Raw genomic sequence first — 21507 nt, forward strand, 5'->3', positions numbered from 1 at the left:
TGCCGTGCCCATGCTTCGGCAGTGCGTTATTCGGGCACCGTACATCGGGCAAAACAGTGCTGCCAGCGCTCCGCCCCTTGTACTTTCGGTCATGGCCGGCAGGCTGTTGAGCACGGTGCCGGGCCCATTGCCAAATCAGGGATTGAGGGCAAAGATGCCCTCGACGCGGGCGCACAAGAAAAGATGCGCATAGAATAAGAAAAGACACGTATAAAAGCGTTGGAGGAATCGCGGAGAAGGCAGCTGGCCAGTTCGAGCACACGCTATGCATCGGGCCTTTCGGCGCTCACCACGGATGAGCCCGACCCGAACGCCTTTGCCCGCGCTGTCGCTGCCGAAGCCGCAATCGTCGACGCCAGCTTCGCTCTCCTGTTCTTCTCGCAAAGCCTGGTCGACGCGGCAGCACTCGCGCAGGCCCTGAAGCTGCACGCGCCGTCGCTCGCCTATGCCGGCTGCTCGACCGCCGGCGAAATCACGCCGCAGGGACTGGAGGAAGGCCATATCCTAGCCCTGCTTCTGCCCACGGCATCGTTCTCGATCGTCAGCACGATGGTCGAAAACCTCTCCTCGTCCGGCATGGACCGGATCACCGGCGAGGTCGCGGCGCTGCGGCGTCTGCTGCGCGGGCGGATCGGCCACGGTCGGGCCAGGAACATATTCGCGCTCTGCTTCATCGACGGGCTATCCTATGCCGAGGAAGCAGTGACCTCGGCCATCCACTGGGGGCTGGACGACATTCCGCTGATCGGCGGCTCGGCCGGCGACGACCTTAAATTCGAGACGACCACGCTGATCGCCAACGGCAAGGTCGCGTCCGACAGCGCCGTCGTCGTGCTGGTCGCCACCGAAATCCCCTTCCATGTCTTCAAGACGGACAATTTCATCCCGACCGACGAGAAGCTGGTGGTGACGGCCTCCGATCCGGATCACCGCGTCGTGCGCGAATTCAACGCCACCAACGCGGCGGAGGAATATGCGGCCTCCGTCGGCATCGTGCCGCAGACGCTGACGCCGCTGAGCTTTGCCTCGCATCCCGTCGTGGTGAAGGTCGGCGGCGAATATTACTGCCGCTCGATCCAGCGCATGCACGCCGACGGCTCGCTGTCCTTCTTCTGCGCCATCGACGACGGCGTGGTTCTGTCCATCGCCCAGCCCAAAAACATGGTGGAAGCGACGCGCAGCGCTCTCCAGGATGTCGAGCACAGGCTCGGCGGCATCGACATGATCCTCGGCTTCGACTGCGTGCTGCGCCGGCTCGACGCGCGCAACCGCCAGGTTTTTCGCGATATCTCCGAGCTCTATCGGACCAACAAGGTCATCGGCTTCGGCACCTATGGCGAGCAGTATCGCTCGATGCACCTCAACCAGACTTTCACCGGCATCGCCTTCGGCGAGCGCCAGGCGGCCGAGTGACGCGGATGCCGCTTCGCGACATCAACGACCTCGAACGGCTGAAGAAGATCAACGCGGCGCTGGTCAGCCGCGTCGAGCGCTCGATGGACCAGCAGGGCAATGCCTTCTCGCTGTTCCAGACGGCGATTTCGCTGGAAAACCGGGTGCGCAACCGCACCGAGGAACTGCACGCCACGCTGCGCCGGCTGAAACAGTCGAACATCGACCTGAGCGCGGCGAAGGAGAACGCCGAGCTGGCGAACCTCTCCAAGACCAGGTTCCTCGCCGCCGCCAGCCACGACGTGCTGCAGCCGCTGAATGCCGCGCATCTGTCGGTGTCGGCCCTGGCCGAGGTCCAGACCAGCGATGAGGGCAGAAAGCTGGTGCGCCAGGTCGAGCGTTCGCTGGAGACGATGGAAGACCTCTTGCGCACGCTGCTCGACATCTCCAAGCTCGATGCCGGCGTGGTGCAGGCCGAAACCGGCGACGTGAGCCTGGAGACGCTGTTTTCCTCGCTGCGCTCGGACTTCCTGCCCGAGGCGGAAAAGAAGGGCCTGTCGCTGAAATTCCGCCCGGTCAATGTCGTCGTGCGCTCCGACCGCACGCTGTTGCGCCGCATCCTGCAGAACATCCTCTCCAATGCGCTGCGCTACACCCGCTCCGGCGGCGTGCTGGTCGGCACCAGGCATCGCGGCGACACCATTCGCATCGACGTCGCCGACACCGGCTGCGGCATTGCCGAGGACCAGCGCGAGGCGGTGTTCGAGGAATTCCACCGCGGCACATCCACGCTTGCCGACACCGGGCTCGCCGGCGGGCTGGGCCTTGGCCTTGCCATCGTGCGCCGCATGGCGGCAGCGCTCGGCCACCCCGTGACCTTCTCCTCCAGGGTCGGGCGCGGCACCATCTTCCATATCGACGTGCCGGTCGGCATGGCGCCGGCCGAACCGGCGGCGGCGGTCGCCGACATGGACCGCCCGCGCGGCTACGGCCTGTTCGGCACCAAGGTGCTCCTGGTCGAGAACGACGCCGACGTGCTCTCCGCCATGACCTCGCTGCTTGAGCGCTGGCAGTGCCTGGTGCGCGCCGCGACCTCGACCGACGATGCGCTCGATCTCCTGGGCGACACAGCCTGGGTGCCCGACATCGTCATAGCCGACCAGCATCTCGACGGCGGCGACCTCGGCACCGCGACCATCGCCGAGGTGCGCGACTATCTCGGCCGCCCGGTGCCGGCCCTGATCGTCACCGCCGACGGCTCCGAACCCGTCGCCAAGGCCGCCCGCGCCGCCGGCATCGAGCTGATGCGCAAGCCGCTGAAGCCGGCGCAATTAAGGGCGCTGCTCGCGCATTTGCTGGCTTAGAAATAACGCTCTTTACATCCACGATATCCATCGTGCTGCAGCAATCCAGGGATAGAGAAATATTTCAGATGAAGCCACTACCTTATACAGAAGGTACTTTATTTGCCATTCCATTGAGACCATGCGGGTACGGAGTTGGCTTGGTGGCTCGTATGGCTCCAAAGGGGAAGATTATCCTTGTATATTTATTTGGCTCAAAGCATCTGCACTTACCAAACGCGGATGAACTGAGTGACATAAGCCCGGACAATGCCACCAGGCGCCTGCGGTGTGGCGATCTCGGTTTAATTAATGGGAAATGGACAATTATTGGGAAAATGAAGGTTTGGGAGGCAGAAAGATGGCCTACGCCAGACTTCGTGCACAAAGATAGCCTTTCCAACCGAATTCTTATTCGAGAATACTCCGATACCGATCCCTCGAGGCTCGACCGTCAATATAGCCGAGCTGCATCAGCAGCCGATTTGGAACCAGACGGATTGCACGGGTACGAGGCGGTCGAATCGATTCTGACCAAACAACTAAACCCCAAAGATTAGCGGATCGCGGTGACGGTGTGGATTACGGTGACAATGCACTGTTTCGCCGCCCTCAAAACCCAGCCTGATCCCGAAACAGCTCCGCATTGTCGAGCTTCGAGACCTCGATCACTGCCTGCGTGCGGCTGTACACATTGAGCTTGCGCAATATCTCCGAAACATGCGCCTTCACGGTGGTCTCGCCAACCTGCAGCTCGTAGGCGATCTGCTTGTTGAGCATGCCCTGGCGCAGCATCTGCAGCACGCGCAATTGCTGCGGCGTCAGCCTGGCCAGGCGCTGCACCATGTCGGCGCGGTCGGTGCTGTCGGGGTCGGGCTTCTGGCCCTCGTAGTTCTCCGGCACGTAGACCGCGCCATCCATCACCGAGCGGATGGCGGCGGCGAGATCGCTCTTGCGCGCCGATTTTGGGATGAAGCCGGCCGCACCGTAGGACAGCGCCTCGGAAATGATCTTCGGCTCCTCATAGCCCGACACGATCACCACCGGCAGCCGCGGATAGCGGGTCCTGAGCTGTAAGAGCCCCTCGAAACCATGCACGTCGGGCATGCTGAGATCGAGCAGCGCGAGGTCGAACGGCTTGGCGCCGGCGAGCAGTTCGATCGCCTCGGCGATCGAGCGGGCCTCGACGGTGTCGACATCCGGATAGGCCATCTGCACGGCGCTGTGCAGCGCCTCGCGAAACAGCGGATGGTCGTCGATGATCAGGAAGCGGGCGCGATCGCTGGGAGCGGTCATGACAGGGATTCAGACGTCGGTTCGGTTTCGGTGGCCAGAGGATAGTCCCCTGAAGATGTCCAGATTATTGCCAAATAGTACATCGCCCAATGGCAAACGACGGTGCCGCCGGAACGGTAGCCCCTGTTTCGCCGGCGCAGCGCCTTGCCCAGGCGCCGAAATCGGTTGAAGGTGCAGGCGACTTCGCACCTCACAGCAGAGACATGACATGACAGATTACGTCCTTCCGCCGCCCGCGATCGCCTCGGTAGCCATCGCCGGTTCGGCGGAGCGCTTTGCCGTGCGCCGCATCTTCTGCGTCGGCCGCAATTACGCCGCGCATGCGCGCGAGCTCGGCAACGACGAGCGCGATCCGCCCTTCTTCTTCACCAAGCCCGCCGACGCGGTGGCCGACAGCGGCGCCGAGATCCCCTACCCGCCTTTGACCTCGAACCTGCATCACGAGATCGAATTGGTCGTCGCCATCGGCAAGGCCGGCTTCCGCATCCAGCGCGCCGATGCGCTAACCCATGTCTGGGGCTATGGCGTCGGCGTCGACCTGACCCGCCGTGACCTGCAGGACCAGGCCAAGAAGGCGGCGCGTCCGTGGGACTGGTCGAAGGCGTTCGACCAATCCGCGCCTTGCGGTCCGCTGGCTCCGGCCGCGAAAACCGGGCATCCGGAGAAAGGCCGCATCTGGCTCGCCGTCAACGGCAGGGTGAAACAGGACGGCGACCTTGCCGAGCTGATCTGGCCGGTCGCCGACATCGTCGCTATCTGCAGCGAAGCGGTCGAGCTCCAGCCCGGCGACCTGATCTTCACCGGCACGCCGGCGGGCGTCGGCGCGGTTCAGGCCGGAGAAGAAATCACCGGCGGCGTCGACGGCATCGGCACCATCGAGGTCACCATCGGACAGCCAAGGGCATGAGCGATCTCGTCCTCCACAATTACTACCGCTCCTCCACCTCCTACCGGGTGCGGATCGCGCTGGCGATGAAAGGGCTCGACTACACCTATGTGCCGCATCATCTGCGCCACGGCGAGCATCTCGAGCCCGCCTATCTCGCGGTCAACCCGCAAGGGCTGGTGCCGGCTCTGGTGCTGGATGACGGCCGGCTTTTGACCCAGTCGCTGGCCATCATCGAATATCTCGACGAGATCGAGCCCGAGCCGCCGCTGCTGCCGAAGGACGCGCTGGGACGCGCCCGCGTGAGAATGCTGGCGCAGATGATCGCCTGCGATATCCACCCCGTGAACAATCTGCGCGTGCTGACCTCGCTGCGCACGCTCTTCGGCGCTGGCGACGAGGATGTCGTCAATTGGTTCCGGCACTGGGTGAACGAAGGTTTCAAACCGCTTGAAAAGATTCTCGCCTCGTCGCCCGAAACCGGCGCGTTCTGCCACGGCGATGTTCCTGGCTTGGCCGATATCTGCCTTGCCGCGCAAGTCACCAACAATGCGCGCTTCGGCGTCGATATGGCGCCCTACCCGGTGATTGCGCGCATCCACGCCGCCTGCATGGCGCTGCCGGCATTCCAGAAGGCTGCGCCGCAGAACCAGATCGATGCCGAATAGGGAAGCCAGGGACGCGGACGAGGCAAAGACGCTCGCCGACATCGAAGAGTATGGCTGCCACATTCTCTACGTCCTGGAGGAGGACGACCATCCGCCCTTCGCCTACTCGGTCGGGATCGAGCACAATTTTGACGTTCCTGAACTGGTCGTCATCGGGCTCAAGCCGGAGCTCTCGCAGACCATCATCAACGAATATTGCCGACGGGTGCGCAGCGGCGAGAGGTTCAGCGTGGGTGAGCGGGCGTCGGGTTTCCTGGGAGGCGGCTTCGACTGTCAGTTCGGTGCGGTCCATCCCGACCATTACCCGGAGCATTTCGGCTGGGACATCTGGTTCTACGACGGACCGGATTTCCGGATTATGCAGCTTATCTTTCCGACAACGGCCGGTGTTTGGCCATGGGATGCCGAAGCCGATGAATGGTTTCGCCAACGGCAGCCGCTGCTTGACACCCCGCCCTAACTAGCGCCCTAACCTTAGCGTCGCGGCCAGAACGCCAGTGCAGCCAGGCCGATGCCGGCGTGCTTGCGCCCGACGACACGCGGCTGGCCGATTTCCACCAGCGCCGGTTTAGCCGCGCAACCCGCGGGCCCCGACACTGGCAGAATCGATTTCCGGTCGACCAGCGGTGGAATCGGCTATCGTCGCCTCAAAACGCGTCAATGGTGGGAGTTGCCGATGAAGGCCGTCGTCTTTGAGAAATTCGGCGAAGCGCCGGCGATCCAGACTGTGCCGGATCCGAAACCGGCCGCCGACGGTGTGGTCATCAAGGTCGAGGCGACCGGCCTTTGCCGCAGCGACTGGCATGGCTGGATGGGGCATGACGCCGGCATCACGCTGCCGCATGTGCCCGGCCACGAACTGGCCGGCGTCGTCGTCGCCGCCGGCAAGCAGGTCAGCCGCTGGAAGGCCGGCGATCGCGTCACGGTTCCCTTCGCCGTCGGCTGCGGTCGCTGCTTCGAATGCACCTCCGGCAACCATCAGGTCTGTGAGCACCAGACGCAGCCGGGCTTCACCGGCTGGGGTTCATTCGCCGAATATGTCGGCATCGAGCATGCCGACACCAATCTCGTGCGCCTGCCCGAGGAGATGGAATTCGCCACCGCCGCCAGCCTCGGCTGCCGGTTCGTCACCTCCTTTCGCGCCATTGTCGACCAGGGGCGGGTGACACCCGGCGAATGGGTGGCGGTGCATGGCTGCGGCGGCGTCGGCCTGTCGGCGATCATGATCGCCAGCGCCATGGGCGCCAACGTCATTGCGATCGATCTGACGAATGACAAATTGGACTTCGCCAAGAAGATCGGCGCGGTGGCGACCATCAACGCCTCGACGACGCCAAACGTGGTCAAGGCCGTCAAGCAGATCACCAATGGCGGCGCGCATATGTCGATGGACGCGCTGGGGCACCCGACCACATCCTTCAACTCGATCTCGAACCTGCGCCGCCGCGGCCGCCACGTTCAGGTCGGGCTGATGCTGGGCGAACATTCCCGCCCGCAGGTACCGATGGACAAGGTGATCGCCTTCGAGCTCGAAATCCTCGGCAGCCACGGCATGCAGGCCTATCGCTATTCGGCGATGATGGAGATGATCCGCACCGGCAAGCTGAAGCCCGAGCTTCTGGTCGGCAAGAGGATCAGCCTCGAGGAAGCGCCCGCGGCCCTGATGGCGATGGGCGGCTTCGAAGGGATCGGCATCGGGGTCGTGACGAAGTTTCAATAGGCGTCTACCGCGCGAACTTCTTCGCTCCGAATACGCAGGCCACGACACCCAGCGTGACGACCACCATCATCGGGCTGACCTTTTCGTGCAGCAGGCTTGCCGCCAGCGCCAGCCCGAAAAAGGGCTGCAGGAGCTGCAACTGCCCGACGGCGGCGATGCCGCCTTGCGCGAGGCCGCGATACCAGAAGATGAAGCCGATCAGCATGCTGAACAGCGAGACGTAAGCGAGACCGACCCACGCGCCTGAGCCGACGCCGGCGAAGGAGGCCGGCAGCGTCACCAAAGTCAACGCCAGCATGACCGGCAGCGACAGCGCCAGCGCCCAGCAGATCACCTGCCAGCCGCCGAGCCGGCGCGACAGCGCGGCGCCCTCGGCATAGCCGAGCCCGCAGACGATAATGGCGCCGAGCATCAGGCCGTCTCCGACTGGTGACGCGGTCACGCCTTGCGACAGGGAAAAGCCCGCGACCAAAGCGCTGCCGATGCAGGAGAACAGCCAGAAGGCCGGACGCGGACGATCGCCGCCGCGAAGCACGCCGAAGATCGCGGTGGCCAACGGCAGCAGACCGACGAAGATGATGGAGTGCGCGGTGGTGACGTGCTTCAAGGCCAGCGCCGTCAGCAGCGGAAAGCCGACGACGACGCCGAGCGCCACCACGACGAGCGAGGCGAGATCGCCGCGCTCCGGGCGCTTCTGGCGGAACACGAGCAGCATCGCCAGCCCGAGCAGGCCGGCAATCGCCGCACGTGCCGAAGTCAGGAAGGTCGGATCGAAATCTGCCACCGCCACATGCGTTGCCGGCAGCGAGCCGCTGAAGATCAGCACGCCGATGAACCCGTTCAGCCAGCCGCTCGCAGTCTTGTCCATTCGAAGCTCCGTCGTTTCGCTCTCTATCGGCTGGCCGCTATGGTCTCGCCAGAGACAATGGAGTACAATTCCGCAAAACTGTAATGGCATTGCGAGCAGTACGGATGGCGGATACTCCTCTCGAGATTGACGGCGCGCGCACGCTTGTCGAAAGCGTGATGGCGACGATCCGCCACCGCATCGCGGCGCGCACGCTGACGCCCGGCGCGCGCCTGCCGTCGATCCGGGCGCTCGCCAAATCCCTGCAGGTTTCGAAGTCGACCGCGGTGGAGGCCTATGAGCGGCTTGCCGCGGAAGGCGCGATCCGCTCGCGCCCGGGTTCCGGTTTTTTCGCCGCCGGCCAGCTTGCGCCGCTGTCGCTCGCCGAGATAGGCCCGCGCCTCGATCGAGAAGTCGATCCGCTTTGGGTCTCGAGGCAGTCGCTGGAGGCCGGCGATGAGATGCTGAAGCCCGGCTGCGGCTGGCTGCCGGCGTCCTGGATGCCGCAGGCTGCCTTGCGCCGGGCGCTACGCAGCGAGGCCCGCGCGGACGACGTGGCGCTTGCCGATTACGGCACGCCGCTCGGCCTGCCGCCGTTGCGCCAATTGCTGGCGCGGCGCATGGCCGAACATGGCGTCGAAGCCTCGCCCGACCAGATCATGCTGACCGATTGCGGCACCCAGGCGATCGACCTTTTGTGCCGCTTCCTGATCGAGCCCGGCGATACGGTTCTGGTCGACGACCCCTGCTATTTCAATTTTCACGCCCTGCTGCGCGCCCACCAAGCCAAGGTGGTCGGGGTGCCCTATACGCCTTCGGGACCGGATATCGAGCGCTTCGCTGCGGCGCTCGCCGAGCACCGGCCGCGCCTCTACATCACCAATTCCGGCATCCACAACCCGACCGGCGCGATCCTGTCGCCGGTCACCGCGCATCGGCTGCTGAAACTCGCCGACCAGGCGGAACTCACCATCGTCGAGGACGATATCTTCGCCGACTTCGAACATAGCCCCGCCCCAAGGCTCGCCGCGTTCGACGGGCTGCAGCGCGTCGTCCAGATCGGCTCCTTCTCAAAAACGCTGTCGGCCTCGGTGCGCTGCGGTTTCATCGCGGCGCCACCCGACTGGATGGAGGGCCTGACCGATCTCAAGATCGCAACGACCTTCGGCGGTGCGCGGCTGTCGGCCGAACTCGTCCTGACCCTCTTGAAGGACGGCAGCTACCGCAAGCATGTCGAGCAGTTGCGCACGCGCTTGTCGCTCGCCATGGCCGAGACGGCTGGCAGGCTGAAGGTGATGGGCATCGCGCCCTGGATCGACCAGGCTGCCGGCATGTTCCTGTGGTGCCGCCTGCCTGACGGCATCGACGCGGCCGATGTCGCCCGCCACGCTCTGTCGGACAATGTCGTGCTGGCGCCAGGCAATGCTTTCAGCCTGTCGCACACAGCCGGCCGTTTCATGCGCTTCAACGTGGCGCAATGCCAAAATCAGCGGATCTTCCAGATACTCGAAAAAGCGATGGCGGAGTGTCGTCGGAAAGCCGCGTAGATGGCGTAGCCTGTTCGGCGAACATCAGCCGGTGAACCGACAGCGCAAGGTCTGTCGAGAATCGGGTCAGGCCGAGTCGAGAACGGTGGATTCCGAGAACCGAAGCGGAACGTACTTTTCGTACGTGAGCACCAGAAGCGCAAGAAGCCGCCGTTCTTAGGCCGGCCTCACCCAAATATCGGCAGACTAGGCCCGCTTGCGGCGCTCATACATCATCACCAGCGTCTCCGCGGTCAGCGCCGGCTTCTGCTCGCCCTCGATCTCGACGGTGTTGGCGGCCTTCATCAGATACTGGCCGGGGCCGCGATCCTCCATGGAAAGCAGCGTCGTGCGCAGCCGGATGCGCGCGCCGGCCTTGACCGGCGCCAGGAAGCGCACCTTGTCGAAGCCGTAATTGAAGGCGGCCTGGGTGTTTTCCGGCACGATGCCCATCTCCAGCGCCAGCGCGCCGATGATCGACAAGGTCAGATAACCATGCGCGATCGTGGTGCGGAACGGACTCTGCCGTTTTGCCCGCTCAGGGTCGACATGGATCCACTGATGGTCGCCTGTGCACTCCGCGAACTGGTCGATGCGCTGCTGGTCGACCGTCGTCCAGTCGGACACACCGAGCTCCCGTCCGGACATCGTGCGCAACTGTTCGAAAGTCGGCGGCGTTTTCGGCCGTGTCTCCGTCATTCCTGCTTTCCCATCACTCCTGCATGTCTCCCGACCATGAAGCGGCGGCCTCTGTCAATTCGTGGCCACGCAATTTTCGCAGGTAGAGTTGATGCTTTCGCGCCAAGCCAGAACGCATTGGCGCACAAGCCGGTTGCGTATCAGCGCGGCCTGAATTGCAAGTCAGGAATACAGGATACCTATTTCTGTTCGTAGCCGGCGCGGATTTCGACCATCGCATCCCTGATCCGGTCGAGCAGGATCTCGACCGATTCGGTGCTGGATTTTCGCACCAGGTCAGCCACTTCGCTGGCATTCTTCAGCGTCGTCTCGAACGACCTGCGGGCAAATTCGGCCTGCTTGCTCATCAGCTCCTGCGGATTGCCGGGCGTCTGATAGTTCTGCGCCATCCGGGTGACCTCGTGCATGGCGTTCTGCACCATCTCATGCTGTCTCGCCAGCACCGAGGATGCGCCGGCCGCGCTCGTCCTGGCCGATTTTTCCAGCGCTTCGAGGTTCTTTCGATGATGATCGAGGGCCGCCTGGACATCGACATTCGGCAGCTTGAGATCGCGGCCGAACCTGCTGAACATGTCGAGGAACGAGTCGGATTCCGGTTGTTTTGCCATGCCTTGCCTCCCGTTTTACCACTCTCGCAGCGTCCCTGGAGCAATTCCAGAAAAAGTGTGTAGCGGTTTTTTCGTCCGGAATTGCTTCAGACCTAAGGCAGAATAGTGCGCCGTGGGCCAGCGTCAATTGACTAGAAAGAGCCGCTCCGCCGTATAGAGCGCCAGGCCGGCGAGCCCGCCGATGATCATGCCATTAAAACGGATATATTGCAGGTCCTTGCCGATGTTCATCTCGATCAGCCGCGTCAGCTGCGCCAGGTCCCAGCGCTTGACCTGATCGGCGATGAATTTCGACACGCCGCTCTTCTGGCTCTCGACGAAGGAGGCCAGCGCGACGACAAAACCCTGGTTCATGTCGGCCCTGATCTGCGCATCGTCGGCCAGATGCCGGCCGATCTCGACGAACATGTTGGCGAGGTGCTCGCGGATCGTCGAATTCTCCGCATTGGCGTCCTGCTCGATGAACAGCCGCAAGCTCGTCCACGCATCGCCCGCCAGCGCCCTCACCTCCGGGCGGCCGAGAAAATCGCGCTTCAGCTTCTCGGCACGCCTTGCATATTGCCTCGAGGTCCTGAGCCGCTCGATGAAGGCGAGCGCGAAACGATCGAATTCGGCGCGCATAGGGTGATCGGGATCGGCCCTCACCTCATCCAGCAGCGAGCCCGCCGAAGCGACGATCTTTTTCAAGAGGTAGGCATCGGCGCGGAACAGGTTGAACAGCGACGGCAATTCCTCGCGGATCTTTTCGCGCATCGTCGCCAGCGCCTGCTCGTCATTGAGGAAACGCCCGACGACCCGGGTGAACTCGTCGAACAATCTCTGATGGCGACGATCGTCGGTCAGCGCCGATAGAAGGTCGGCGGCCAAAGGCGCTAGCGGCACCTTTTCGATCTGCTCCAGCATGCGACTGGTGACGAAATCGCGCAGCCCGGACTGCTCCACCGCCGTCAGCGTCTGCGGCACCAGGCGGGCGACGAAGCGCGACAGGCCGGCGGCGCGCTCGGCGTCGGCCAGCCAGTCGGCGACCAGCGCGGCGAAGTCGACCTCGGTGAGCTTTTCGCGAACCGGCTCCGGCGCCAGGAAATTGGCCTCGATGAAGCGGCCGAGATTGTCGGCAATCCGGTGCTGGTTCTCCGGGATGATGGCCGTGTGCGGGATCGGCAGCCGGAGCGGTCGCCTGAACAGCGCCACCACAGCATACCAGTCGGCGATGCCACCGATGGTCGCCGCCTCGGCGAAGGCCGCGACAAAGCCAAGCCACGGATAGGTAGCCTGGAAGGATTTCGCCAACCCAAACACGAGAATGCAAAGGCCGAGCGCGACGGCGGCGATGAATTTGGTCCGCCGCAATGCCGAGAGCTTCGCCTGCGCGTCGGCGTCGAATCGAACCGGCGCGAGAGCCGGAGCTGATTGTGACATGGAAAGGCTGTTTCCTGTTTGCATCTGCATCTATCTAGGGCCTGCGCCGGCGAAACGCTCGCTCGAAGCTTGAGAAGGCGTATCCGCGCGGGCGCGCACAAAAAGTTGACACGATTATTCAGCTATGTACCTGTCCAGTCTGGAATTGTTCCAAACTATGGGCCATATTCGGCCTTAAGCTAATATCTTCGCGAGGATACCATGCGGCTCACGCGCCAGACCAATTACGCGATGCGCATCCTGATGTATTGCGCCGCAAACACCGACAGGCTGAGCCGCATCCCCGAGATCGCCGCCGCCTATTCGGTGTCGGAACTTTTCCTGTTCAAGATCCTGCAGCCGCTGGTCGAGGCCGGCCTTGTCGAAACCGTGCGTGGCCGCAACGGCGGTGTCAGGCTCGGCCGTCCGGCCGAGCAGATCAGCCTGTTCGATGTCGTGCGCGTCACCGAAGAGAGTTTCGCCATGGCCGAATGCTTCGAGAACGACGCCGCCGAATGCCCGCTGGTCGACAGCTGCGCCCTGAATTCGGCGCTGCGCGAAGCGCTCAACTCCTTCTTCGCCGTGCTTTCCCGCTACACGATCGCCGATCTGATCGCCGCGCGCCCCAATGTCCGGCATCTGCTCGGCATCGACCTCCTGGAGCAGCGCGCGCCGGCGGCTTAAGCCGCCGATTGCGGCAGCACGAACGGCATATTCGCGGCAGGCAGCGCGCCGACCTTCAGCCTGCAGTCGAACACCTTTTCGATCAGTTCGTCGTTCAGCACATCCGCCGGCGAGCCTGCGGCAGCCAGCTCACCACGACGCAGCACGAAAATCCGGTCGGCATACATCGCCGTCAAATTGAGGTCGTGCAGGATCGCCACGACGCCGCCGCCGCGACGGGCGAAATCCCGCGCGATGTTCATGATGATGAGCTGGTGCTTGACGTCGAGGCTGGAAACCGGCTCGTCAAGGACGAGATAGCGCGGCCGCCCTTCGAGCACCGGCGCCCAGACCTGGCAAAGCACGCGGGCAAGCTGCACGCGCTGCTGCTCGCCGCCTGAAAGCGCCTGGTAGAAGCGGCCGGCAAATCCATCGAGATCGACCCGCGCCAGCGCCCGCTCCGGCAGACGCTGATCCTCGCCGGGCAATACGCCGGAGCGTCCGCCGATCAGGCCGAGGCGCACGATCTCGCGCACGGTGAAGGGAAAGGACAGCGCCGTCGATTGCGGTAACACCGCGCGCAGCGTGGCTGCCTCGACCGGCTTCATGGCTGACAGGTCGCGACCGTCGAGCGTGACGGTGCCGGTATAGGCAAGCTCGCCGGTCAACGCCTTGAGGAGGGTTGTCTTGCCGGACCCGTTCGGTCCGACGATGACCGACACCTCGCCCGGCCGCGCCGAAAAGTCGACATGCGAGACGATGCGCTTGCCGCCGATCGCCACCGAAATGTCGCGCGCTTCGATCATGGCAAACTCACAGATCAATGACGCCGCGCTTGCGCAGCAGGATCCACAGGAAGAACGGCGCGCCTGCAATCGCGGTGACGATGCCGATCGGCAGTTCGGCCGGCGCGACGATGGTGCGGGCAACCGCATCCGCCAGCAAAAGCATCGAAGCGCCGAGCAGCGCCGAGGCCGGCAGCAGGTAGCGATTGTCCGGACCGATCGCGAGCCGCAGGACATGCGGCACGACGATGCCGACGAAGCCGATGCCGCCGCTGACCGCGACCGAGGCGCCGACCGCCGCCGACACGCCGACGATGGCTATGTATTTTTGCCGCTGCACCGGGATGCCGAGATGGCCCGCGGTCGCCTCGCCGAGCGCCAGCGCATTGAGGCCGCGCGACAGGAACGGCATCGCCGACAGCGCCAGCACGATCACCGGCCCTACGGTGCCGACCTTCTGCCATGTCGCGCCGGCCAGCGAGCCGAGCTGCCAGAAGGTCAGGTCGCGCAATTGCCGGTCGTCGGCCATGAAGATGAGAATGCCGGTGAGCGCCATGGCAAGGGCACTGATAGCGATGCCAGCAAGCAGCATCGTAGCGACCGACGTGCGGCCCTGCCGTGTGGCGATGGCATAGAGCAGCCACGTCACCGCCAAGCCGCCGAAAAACGCCATCAGCGGCAAGGCAAACGTTCCGAAGGCCAGGATGGCAGGCGCAAGCCAGGTTCCGCCAAGCACGATGACGGCGACCGCGCCGAGGCTCGATCCGGCTGAGATGCCGATCAGGCCGGGGTCCGCAAGCGGGTTGCGGAACAGGCCCTGCATCACCGCGCCGGAAACCGCGAGCGCGGCCCCGATCAGCACGCCGAGCAGAACACGCGGCATACGGATGTCATAGACGATCAGCCGGTCGCGCGCAGCAAGCGCGCCATCCGATGGCATAGCGCCGGTGAACCAGTCGCGGATGACGCGGACGGCCGACGCATCGGAAGCGCCCGCCGTCAGCGAAAGGAACCCCGATAGTGCCAGCGCAAGGCACAAGAGCAGGATGACGGCCCTTGCCCGCGCCGAGCGGTCGCCATCGGCTGCCCTGCCCGCGGCGCAAGCAACAGATTGTTCGGCCATCGCCGCTCAGTCCGTGACCTGGTTGCCATAGAGCGAGACTGCAAGATCGTGGATGGCGTCCGCCGTGCGCGGCCCGAAGCCGAGCAGGTAGCCGCCCCACATGCTAATCATCTTGCGGTTCGCGCCTGCCGGCGTCGAGGCGACGGCGGGGTTGGCAAACAGCTCCTCTTCCGAGATCGGCGGTCCACCGCCCTTCATCGTCAGGATCACATCCGGCTTGGCGCTGACGATCGCCTCGTCCGTCATCCCCTTGTAGCCGGAAAAGCCCTCGACGGCGTTGACCGCGCCGGCCAGCCTGATGATGCCGTCGGCCGCCGTGTCGCTGCCCGCGGCAAGGATCTTGCCGCCTTGCGTCGACAGCACGAACAATACGCGCTTGCGCTCCTTCATCGCAGCCGTCTGCTTTTCGGCCGCCGTCAGCTTCGCGTCCGTCTCCGCGACGAGCTTCTCCGCCTTGGCGTCGACCGCCAGCGCCTTGCCGACGACGCGGATCTTTTCGAGGATGCCCTCATGGTTGTAGCGGTCCGGCACCTCGATGAAAGGAACGCTCGACTTCTTCAGCACGTCGACCGCTTCCTTCGGGCCGCTGCCCTGCAGCGCCAGGATACCGGTCGGATTGACCGACAGCACGCCTTCCGGCGACAGCGCCCGCATATAGCCGACATCCGGCAGTTTCGCCGCCGCCTCGGGATAGTTGCTGGTCGAATCGCGGGCGACGAGACGGCCTCCCTCACCAAGCGCATAGACGATCTCGGTGATCGAGCCACCGATCGAGGCGATGCGCGAAGTGTCGGAGAAGACGGCTACGCCCTCGTTGGCCCCGGCCGGCGCCGCAGTGACAGCGAGCATAACGCCGAGCATCGGCGCGAGCGCCGTACGAAAACGGAAAACGATGCGCATCGGGTCTTCCCTTATGCTGCGGTCGGGCTGGGAATGCGGGGCAGGTTCTCGGCGAGAAAACGCCAGTCTTCCCGCTCGCCTTCGCCTTCATGACGCTTGCCGAAGAACTGGATGATCATGCCGCCATTGGCGTCATAAGCCTCGAGCGAGGTGACATGGCCGTCCTTGGTGGGCTTTCGCACTGCCCAGACTTCATGGATGTGATCGGTCCGCAGATGCAGATGGAATATCTCGTCGAGGACGTTGATCCACGGCCCCATCGGCTTGACCGATCTGATCGGGCCGGAATGGATCTGGATGCAGCCGCGATTTCCCACGAAGCACATGATCGGCATTTCGCCTTCGGCCGCGTGATGGAACATGGCGCTGACGGCCTCCTTGTCGAGCAGCCACGCATAGTCCTGGCCCACCATGCGCACCGCCTCGCGGCGGCTGAGCTTCAGCGTCTTAAGCATGCCGAAAAACTGATGCACGTCGGTGAGCCGGCTCCAGCGATCGCGCAGATCGTCGATCGAGGCGACCGACCTTTGAGCCTCGCCCTCGCCTTCCGCGGCGACTGGGAGGATCGCGACGGTCGGTTCCTGGTTCGACGATTCGAGGCACGCCACCAGCTTCTGGTAGGCATAGAGGTTCGATGCCGGCCGCAGATGCACCTTGTGCACCGCCTCGCCCGCCGCATCGAAGAACTGCAGACTGCGGCGGATCTCGCCATCGTCGCGCTTCTCGACGGCAAAGCCATGGGCCCAGACCTTCGGGAAAATGCGCAGGTCGATGTTTTCGCCGAGCACCATGGCGTTATGGTTGCCGGTGACGACCTTGTCGTAGACGCCGATCTTTTCGTGCACGGCGCTTTCGTTGCGGGTCAGCGCCATGACCTCGCCGACCGCTTCGAGGCCGGTCAGCAGATCATTGACACGCGGCTCGACGCGCACCGCGCTGATGCCGCATTGCGCTGCCATAAGTTCCGCTTCGGAAATGGCCAGTTGCGCCGAGAGATCGCGCTCCCGCATTTTCGGATTTTCTTCTCGCGCCCGCCGGATCTCTTCCGGGGATGGTTTTACGCGCTGGTCCATGTCGTTCACCTGCAATGCATGATGTCTGCTCGTCCGCCGCTTCGGGTCACTTGTTGAGGATCAGCTTGCCCTGGCGGGTGATCTTCAAACGATAGAGCGCGCCGTGATGCTCGATGCCGATCTCGTGCTCCCCCTGAAACAGCGTGTTGCTGGAGAGCGTCCTCACCACCATCGGCACCCGTTCATAGCGCATCTGCGTGTCGTCCGAACGGCGGACGCGATAGCGGAAGTCATTGGGATTGTGCGTGTTCATCGGGTCGGTCCTTTCCTCTGACGGCCACCTTGGCCGCAGCCTCGTAAAATGCCGATTCAATTCTTGACTCAAATAATCATGTTTACTAGTCAGTGCATTACCGGACTAAATGAGTCAACATTAACACGCCGGACATGATCAAAAATGCGAGCGAGCCACCGGCCAGCCAGCTACGAGCCTGAAAATTTGGAGTTGGGGCATGGAGTTGGTGACTTGGGGACGGACGGGCCTGGCGGGCAATAACGCGGGTCCGGGCTTCCGATCGATGGCAAAGGCAATCGGAGCATTGATGGCCGGAGCGGCGGCGATCGCGCTCAGCGCGTTGGCCGCACAAGCTCAACAGGCCGCGCAGCCGGCAGCCAGCCAGCCGGCCGGTCAAGCGAAGAAAACCAATGAGAAGGCTTCCGGCGACGAAACCCTTCTCGATAAGATCCTCGTCATCAGCCGCACCGGCGAAACGGCTATCCAGTCGCTGGCCTCGACCAGCCATGTCGACAAGGAACAGCTCGACCGCCGCATGGCGACGACGCCCCACGAAATGCTGCTCGGCGTGCCAGGTGTCGCCGTCCAGGCCGACGCGCGCCGCGTCAGCTCCAGCATCAACATCCGCGGCCTGCAGGATTTCGGCCGCGTCGCGGTGATTGTCGACGGAGCCCGGCAGGATTTCCAGCGCTCCGACCACGGCACCCAGTCGACCTTCTATGTCGACCCCGAGCTCATCAAGTCGGTCGACGTCATCCGCGGGCCGGTCGCCAACACTTACGGCTCCGGCGCCATCGGCGGCGTCGTCTTCTTCGACACCAAGGACGCAGCCGATTTCCTCAGGCCGGAGGAGACCTGGGCCGGCTCGCTGACCGGGCGCTATGAAAGCAACGGCAAGGGCTGGACCACCAGCGCCACCGGCGCCTACCGGATCAACGACAACTCGGATGTTCTCGGCAACATCGTCTACCGCGACTACGGCGACTACAAGAACGGCAGCGGCGACACCGTTGCCGGCACCGGGTTCGATGTGCTGAGCGGCATGCTCAAGACCACTATACGCACGACCGAAAACAGCGAATTGAAGCTCGGCTGGGTCGGCTCGAAGGACGGCTGGATCGAGACCAGCGGCAGCGTGCCTGCCAACGACGTTGATCTCAAGTCGAACACCTTCACCGCCCGCTACAACATCACCGATGACGCCAAGAGTTGGCTCGACCTCCACATCAACGCCTCCTACAACAAGACCAATCTCGACCTGACGACGCTGATCCCGCAGAAGCGTTTCGATCCCTCCACCGGCCTGCCGGTGGTGCTGCCGGCCGGTTCGCTGTCCACCTTCGATGTCGGCACGACCGGCATCGACATCTGGAACACGTCGCGTTTCGAGACGGCGAGCGTCGCGCATGAGCTGACCTATGGCGGCGACTGGATCGGGGACAATGTCGAGACCGGCGGCAGCGCCGGCGGCGACAGCTTCTATACGCCGTCGGGCAAGCGCAACGTCTCCGGCGCCTACATGGAGGACAAGCTGACCTGGGAATGGCTCGAGGTCATCGGCGGCCTGCGCTACGACAATTACAGCCTCAAGGATTCCAAGAACGAGACATCCGGCGACCGGGTATCGCCGCGCATCACCGTCGGTGTCTCGCCCTTTGAAACCGTCGGCCTGGCCGGCCTGCAATTCTATGGCACCTATGCCGAAGGCTATCGCTCGCCCTCGCTGACCGAGACGCTGATCAGCGGCAACCATCCGGCCGGCGTCAGCTTTCCGTTCCTGCCCAACCCGAACCTCAAGCCCGAGACCGGCAAGACCGTCGAGTTCGGCGTCAACTACAAGCAGAACGACATCATCGAGGCGGGCGACGCGCTGCGGCTCAAGGCCGCCTATTTCAACAACAATGTCGACGACTACATCGACGGCGTGACGCCCTCGCCCTTCGACCCGACCAGCGGCTGCCCGTTCGGCCCGGGCATTCCGATCTGCTTCCAGTACCAGAACTTCGCCAAGGCCAAGATCAATGGCTTCGAGCTGGAAAGCGTCTACGGCGCCGGCTGGGGCTATGCCGGCCTGTCGGCCTCGATCATCAACGGCCACACCATCTCCTATGAGGGTGTGCACGCCGATCTGGCCACCATCCCTTCCTCGCAGGTGACGGCCCAGCTCGGCCTGCGCTTCCTCGAGGACAAGCTGACCGTCGGCGGCGAGGTGCAATACAACGGCAAGCCCAAGGGCAATCCGGTGGCCAAGGACTTCACCCTGGTCAACGCTTTCGCCAGCTACCAGGCGACCGACAATCTCAAGCTCGACTTCCGCGCCGACAATCTGTTCGACGTCAAATACAACAACCCGCTCAACGGCAGCACGACCGCCGTCCTCTACGAACCCGGCGTCACACTGAAGCTGGCGGCAACCATGCGCTTTGGGGGCTAAGGGATGAAAAGCTCGACGACACCGCTTCGCCTCTTGACCTCGGTGCTGGCGATGTCCGGCGTGGGCCCAGTCCGCGCCGGCTCCGGCACTCAGTCTTGAGCTCAATGCCGCGCAGCCTTCCTAAAAAGGCTGCCGGCTGACCTTCGTCGTCAACAACGCGCTCGGCGCCGACCTGTCCAAGGCGGCTTTCGAGATCGCGTCGTTCAACGCGGCCGGCGTCGTCGACCGCCTCACCGTGCTCGATTTCAAGGACCTGCCGGCCGGCAGGACCAAAGTCACGCGCTTCGACCTTGCCGGGGCCGACTGCGGCAAGCTCAGCCGCGTTCTGATCAACAGCGCCACCGAATGCGCCGGCACCGGCGTCGAGCCGGCGGCCTGCATGCGAGCGTTGAAGACCTCGACGAAGACCGGCATCGCTTTCGGGGTCTGAACCGGCCGTGGGGATGGAGCCGGCACTAGCGCGCAACGCTGTCTTCTGGCCTTTGCCAGGGATCCGTATCACGAAGCTTGCGGCAAGCGATCTTGATTTGACAATTTCCCGCTTGTCGCGGCAGTTTCCGCCCCGCGCCATGCAGGACACCAGCGACATCCCGGATACCGACAGCGTTTTGACGGCGGCTCCCAGCGAGGCGCTGGCCGGACCACGCCCGCGCGGCGAACATGGCAAGTGGACGATGGCGATTGCCGCCTCATGCCTGGTCCACGGCGCGGTGGCCGCGGCCTTCCTGATCTCGCCGGGTTCGAAGGCCAATCTCCCGGATCCGACGCAGGCGGAAGGCAGCGACCGATCCGGCGCCAACGTTGCCGGCAGTGCCCTCGACCCTGAGCAGCAGTCGATCAACGTCGCCTTGGTGCCGCCTCGCCGGCCGCCGGCGAAACCGACGCCACCAGCCGAAGCGGCACCGCCGGCTGAAAAGACGCCGCCGGTCGAAGCGGCAAAAACACCAGCCGAGCCCAACAAACCCGCGGTCGATCCGGACATAATCGTTGCCGACGCGCCTCGGAACGACTCTGACAGCGTCGCGCCGGGCGCGAAGCCGACTGAGGCTGCCCCTGCTCAACAGCAGCAAAGCGCCAGCCATCCGCCGACGCCGGCACAGCCGCCGGTCCCCGCCGCAAGGCCGGCGGCCGCCAACCCGCTGACGGCTGAAAAGAGCGGCGCCGCGGATGGTCAAACCCGGTCCGAGCCGACGGTCAGCAAAGGCAAGAGGCAGAACGAGGCGGGCACCAAGGCGGAAGACAATTACCGCAGCGATGTGATCCGGAAGCTCGGCCGTGTCTACCGGGCCGTCCCGCCTTCGCTGCAGGCGTCGGCACGCAGCAACACGGTCGTCACTTTCGTCATCGGCAAACAGGGCACCATAGACGAGCTGCGTATCGTCGAAAGCTCAGGTTCGGACACTTTCGATCAGATCGTCCTTGGCTTCGTGCGCAAGGCGGCGCCCTTCCCTCCCATCCCGGCGAAGATCGGAAACCGCCTGGAATTCACCGGTGCGATCGGCCCGTTTTGAAAGCCCCCGCCCCCAAATCATCACCCTCGACTCGCCATTTCGAAAGGAACCTGATGTTCATCGCCATGAACCGCTTCAAGGTCCAGAACGGCTCGGAAGAAGCCTTCGAGGACGTCTGGAAGAATCGCGATTCCAGCCTCTCCGAAATGCATGGCTTCAAGGAATTCCACCTGCTGCGCGGTCCTGTGAACGAGAGCGAGGGCTACACGCTCTTCGCCTCGCATACCGTCTGGGCAAGCCAGGACGATTTCGTCGCATGGACCAAGTCGGAGAATTTCCGCGCCGCCCATCGCAATGCCGGCGGCTCGAAAGTTCACTATCTCGGCCATCCGCAATTCGAGGGCTTTTCGGTCGTGGAAGGCGCCTGAAACGCGCCTTTCGATAGATCGTTTTTGCCCTG

22 protein-coding genes and 1 pseudogene are annotated in these 21507 nt (G+C 63.9%); 13 read left to right on the plus strand and 10 right to left on the minus strand.

Annotation, left to right across the window (positions count from 1 at the left end):
• Window positions 1–219 precede the first annotated feature (219 nt).
• From EN869_RS17955 to EN869_RS17965, 3 genes are read left to right on the plus strand one after another with little or no spacing between them, the layout of a single operon-like run.
• Window positions 220–1413 carry an FIST N-terminal domain-containing protein gene (locus tag EN869_RS17955; RefSeq protein WP_167498671.1) on the plus strand — a complete coding sequence of 398 codons (1194 nt, stop codon included), beginning with the start codon at window positions 220–222 and terminating at the stop codon, window positions 1411–1413.
• A 5-nt stretch (window positions 1414–1418) separates the two neighbouring features.
• The gene (locus EN869_RS17960) at window positions 1419–2756 is read left to right on the plus strand and encodes a hybrid sensor histidine kinase/response regulator (RefSeq protein ID WP_128334392.1); all 1338 of its coding nucleotides are present in this window, start codon (window positions 1419–1421) and stop codon (window positions 2754–2756) included.
• 32 nt (window positions 2757–2788) lie between these two features.
• Complete coding sequence (locus tag EN869_RS17965) at window positions 2789–3295, plus strand: Imm26 family immunity protein (RefSeq protein WP_210213823.1); 507 nt, start codon at window positions 2789–2791, stop codon at window positions 3293–3295.
• 52 nt (window positions 3296–3347) lie between these two features.
• Here EN869_RS17965 and EN869_RS17970 read toward each other — a convergent pair whose 3' ends face one another.
• Entirely contained in the window at window positions 3348–4031 is a 684-nt protein-coding gene (locus tag EN869_RS17970; protein ID WP_167498672.1) for a response regulator transcription factor, read from the minus strand.
• A 208-nt stretch (window positions 4032–4239) separates the two neighbouring features.
• On the opposite strand from EN869_RS17970, the gene EN869_RS17975 reads away from it, so the two are divergent.
• The 4 genes from EN869_RS17975 to EN869_RS17990 all read left to right on the plus strand — a co-directional run bounded on the left by EN869_RS17975 (window position 4240) and on the right by EN869_RS17990 (window position 7305).
• Complete coding sequence (locus tag EN869_RS17975; protein ID WP_127227086.1) at window positions 4240–4938, plus strand: fumarylacetoacetate hydrolase family protein; 699 nt, start codon at window positions 4240–4242, stop codon at window positions 4936–4938.
• Window positions 4935–5585 (plus strand): maleylacetoacetate isomerase, encoded by a 651-nt coding sequence (maiA, locus tag EN869_RS17980; protein WP_127227085.1) that lies wholly within the window; start codon window positions 4935–4937, stop codon window positions 5583–5585. Before EN869_RS17975 ends, maiA begins: the two co-directional genes overlap by 4 nt.
• Window positions 5575–6045, plus strand: coding sequence for a DUF4262 domain-containing protein (locus tag EN869_RS17985; RefSeq protein ID WP_127227084.1), 471 nt, complete (start codon window positions 5575–5577; stop codon window positions 6043–6045). The genes maiA and EN869_RS17985 overlap by 11 nt, the downstream gene beginning before the upstream one ends.
• A gap of 216 nt (window positions 6046–6261) precedes the next feature.
• Window positions 6262–7305, plus strand: coding sequence for a zinc-dependent alcohol dehydrogenase family protein (locus tag EN869_RS17990; RefSeq protein WP_127227083.1), 1044 nt, complete (start codon window positions 6262–6264; stop codon window positions 7303–7305).
• Between the two features lie 4 nt (window positions 7306–7309).
• On the opposite strand, the gene EN869_RS17995 is transcribed toward EN869_RS17990, so the two are convergent.
• Window positions 7310–8173, minus strand: a complete 864-nt coding sequence (locus EN869_RS17995) for a DMT family transporter (protein WP_127227082.1) — start codon at window positions 8171–8173, stop codon at window positions 7310–7312.
• A 104-nt stretch (window positions 8174–8277) separates the two neighbouring features.
• Here EN869_RS17995 and EN869_RS18000 point away from each other — a divergent pair, with 104 nt between their 5' ends.
• A complete protein-coding gene (locus EN869_RS18000; protein ID WP_127227081.1) occupies window positions 8278–9699 on the plus strand; it encodes a PLP-dependent aminotransferase family protein in 1422 nt (473 codons plus the stop codon).
• 186 nt (window positions 9700–9885) lie between these two features.
• Here the strand turns inward: EN869_RS18000 and EN869_RS18005 are convergent, their stop codons facing one another.
• The 3 genes from EN869_RS18005 to EN869_RS18015 form a co-directional block, all read right to left on the minus strand.
• The gene (locus tag EN869_RS18005; protein WP_127227080.1) at window positions 9886–10377 is read right to left on the minus strand and encodes a MaoC family dehydratase; all 492 of its coding nucleotides are present in this window, start codon (window positions 10375–10377) and stop codon (window positions 9886–9888) included.
• A 179-nt stretch (window positions 10378–10556) separates the two neighbouring features.
• Window positions 10557–10985: a TIGR01841 family phasin gene (phaP, locus tag EN869_RS18010; RefSeq protein WP_127227079.1), complete on the minus strand. Its 429-nt coding sequence runs from the start codon at window positions 10983–10985 to the stop codon at window positions 10557–10559.
• A gap of 123 nt (window positions 10986–11108) precedes the next feature.
• Window positions 11109–12404 carry a DUF445 domain-containing protein gene (locus EN869_RS18015; protein WP_127227078.1) on the minus strand — a complete coding sequence of 432 codons (1296 nt, stop codon included), beginning with the start codon at window positions 12402–12404 and terminating at the stop codon, window positions 11109–11111.
• A 201-nt stretch (window positions 12405–12605) separates the two neighbouring features.
• Between EN869_RS18015 and rirA the strand changes: the two genes are divergently transcribed.
• Window positions 12606–13067: an iron-responsive transcriptional regulator RirA gene (gene rirA / locus EN869_RS18020; RefSeq protein WP_127227077.1), complete on the plus strand. Its 462-nt coding sequence runs from the start codon at window positions 12606–12608 to the stop codon at window positions 13065–13067.
• Here rirA and EN869_RS18025 read toward each other — a convergent pair.
• Genes EN869_RS18025 through hemP form a run of 5 tightly spaced genes read right to left on the minus strand, consistent with a single transcriptional unit; the run spans window position 13064 to window position 17180 of the window.
• Window positions 13064–13852: a heme ABC transporter ATP-binding protein gene (locus EN869_RS18025; protein ID WP_127227076.1), complete on the minus strand. Its 789-nt coding sequence runs from the start codon at window positions 13850–13852 to the stop codon at window positions 13064–13066. The two genes, rirA and EN869_RS18025, sit on opposite strands and share 4 nt — an antisense overlap.
• A 7-nt stretch (window positions 13853–13859) precedes the next feature.
• The gene (locus EN869_RS18030; protein ID WP_127227075.1) at window positions 13860–14954 is read right to left on the minus strand and encodes an iron ABC transporter permease; all 1095 of its coding nucleotides are present in this window, start codon (window positions 14952–14954) and stop codon (window positions 13860–13862) included.
• Window positions 14955–14960: 6 nt separating this feature from the next.
• Complete coding sequence (locus EN869_RS18035; RefSeq protein ID WP_127227074.1) at window positions 14961–15854, minus strand: hemin ABC transporter substrate-binding protein; 894 nt, start codon at window positions 15852–15854, stop codon at window positions 14961–14963.
• Window positions 15855–15865: 11 nt separating this feature from the next.
• Complete coding sequence (locus EN869_RS18040; RefSeq protein ID WP_127227073.1) at window positions 15866–16927, minus strand: hemin-degrading factor; 1062 nt, start codon at window positions 16925–16927, stop codon at window positions 15866–15868.
• A 46-nt stretch (window positions 16928–16973) separates the two neighbouring features.
• Window positions 16974–17180, minus strand: coding sequence for a hemin uptake protein HemP (gene hemP / locus EN869_RS18045; protein ID WP_127227072.1), 207 nt, complete (start codon window positions 17178–17180; stop codon window positions 16974–16976).
• 265 nt (window positions 17181–17445) lie between these two features.
• Here hemP and EN869_RS18050 point away from each other — a divergent pair, with 265 nt between their 5' ends.
• The 4 genes and pseudogenes from EN869_RS18050 to EN869_RS18065 all read left to right on the plus strand — a co-directional run bounded on the left by EN869_RS18050 (window position 17446) and on the right by EN869_RS18065 (window position 21475).
• On the plus strand, window positions 17446–19596 hold the full coding sequence (locus EN869_RS18050) for a TonB-dependent hemoglobin/transferrin/lactoferrin family receptor (protein WP_245489333.1): 2151 nt from the start codon (window positions 17446–17448) through the stop codon (window positions 19594–19596).
• A 3-nt stretch (window positions 19597–19599) separates the two neighbouring features.
• A pseudogene (locus tag EN869_RS18055) lies at window positions 19600–20026 on the plus strand (hypothetical protein).
• Between the two features lie 139 nt (window positions 20027–20165).
• Window positions 20166–21107 (plus strand): TonB family protein, encoded by a 942-nt coding sequence (locus tag EN869_RS18060; RefSeq protein WP_127227070.1) that lies wholly within the window; start codon window positions 20166–20168, stop codon window positions 21105–21107.
• A 53-nt stretch (window positions 21108–21160) separates the two neighbouring features.
• Window positions 21161–21475: an antibiotic biosynthesis monooxygenase gene (locus EN869_RS18065; protein WP_127227069.1), complete on the plus strand. Its 315-nt coding sequence runs from the start codon at window positions 21161–21163 to the stop codon at window positions 21473–21475.
• Window positions 21476–21507: the final 32 nt, after the last annotated feature.

This window comes from Mesorhizobium sp. M2D.F.Ca.ET.226.01.1.1, from assembly GCF_004022705.2.
In the GTDB taxonomy this organism is placed as follows: domain Bacteria; phylum Pseudomonadota; class Alphaproteobacteria; order Rhizobiales; family Rhizobiaceae; genus Mesorhizobium.

Coding starts and splice junctions, on each gene's coding strand:
- EN869_RS17975 (WP_127227086.1), top strand. CDS start 4,240: ATGACAGATTACGTCCTTCCGCCGCCCGCGATCGCCTCGGTAGCCATC.
- EN869_RS18015 (WP_127227078.1), bottom strand. CDS start 12,404: ATGTCACAATCAGCTCCGGCTCTCGCGCCGGTTCGATTCGACGCCGAC.
- EN869_RS17990 (WP_127227083.1), top strand. CDS start 6,262: ATGAAGGCCGTCGTCTTTGAGAAATTCGGCGAAGCGCCGGCGATCCAG.
- EN869_RS17985 (WP_127227084.1), top strand. CDS start 5,575: ATGCCGAATAGGGAAGCCAGGGACGCGGACGAGGCAAAGACGCTCGCC.
- EN869_RS18060 (WP_127227070.1), top strand. CDS start 20,166: ATGCAGGACACCAGCGACATCCCGGATACCGACAGCGTTTTGACGGCG.
- EN869_RS18065 (WP_127227069.1), top strand. CDS start 21,161: ATGTTCATCGCCATGAACCGCTTCAAGGTCCAGAACGGCTCGGAAGAA.
- EN869_RS18030 (WP_127227075.1), bottom strand. CDS start 14,954: ATGGCCGAACAATCTGTTGCTTGCGCCGCGGGCAGGGCAGCCGATGGC.
- hemP (WP_127227072.1), bottom strand. CDS start 17,180: ATGAACACGCACAATCCCAATGACTTCCGCTATCGCGTCCGCCGTTCG.
- EN869_RS17960 (WP_128334392.1), top strand. CDS start 1,419: ATGCCGCTTCGCGACATCAACGACCTCGAACGGCTGAAGAAGATCAAC.
- EN869_RS18035 (WP_127227074.1), bottom strand. CDS start 15,854: ATGCGCATCGTTTTCCGTTTTCGTACGGCGCTCGCGCCGATGCTCGGC.
- EN869_RS17995 (WP_127227082.1), bottom strand. CDS start 8,173: ATGGACAAGACTGCGAGCGGCTGGCTGAACGGGTTCATCGGCGTGCTG.
- EN869_RS18040 (WP_127227073.1), bottom strand. CDS start 16,927: ATGGACCAGCGCGTAAAACCATCCCCGGAAGAGATCCGGCGGGCGCGA.
- rirA (WP_127227077.1), top strand. CDS start 12,606: ATGCGGCTCACGCGCCAGACCAATTACGCGATGCGCATCCTGATGTAT.
- EN869_RS18005 (WP_127227080.1), bottom strand. CDS start 10,377: ATGACGGAGACACGGCCGAAAACGCCGCCGACTTTCGAACAGTTGCGC.
- maiA (WP_127227085.1), top strand. CDS start 4,935: ATGAGCGATCTCGTCCTCCACAATTACTACCGCTCCTCCACCTCCTAC.
- EN869_RS18050 (WP_245489333.1), top strand. CDS start 17,446: ATGGCAAAGGCAATCGGAGCATTGATGGCCGGAGCGGCGGCGATCGCG.
- EN869_RS18000 (WP_127227081.1), top strand. CDS start 8,278: ATGGCGGATACTCCTCTCGAGATTGACGGCGCGCGCACGCTTGTCGAA.
- EN869_RS17970 (WP_167498672.1), bottom strand. CDS start 4,031: ATGACCGCTCCCAGCGATCGCGCCCGCTTCCTGATCATCGACGACCAT.
- EN869_RS18025 (WP_127227076.1), bottom strand. CDS start 13,852: ATGATCGAAGCGCGCGACATTTCGGTGGCGATCGGCGGCAAGCGCATC.
- phaP (WP_127227079.1), bottom strand. CDS start 10,985: ATGGCAAAACAACCGGAATCCGACTCGTTCCTCGACATGTTCAGCAGG.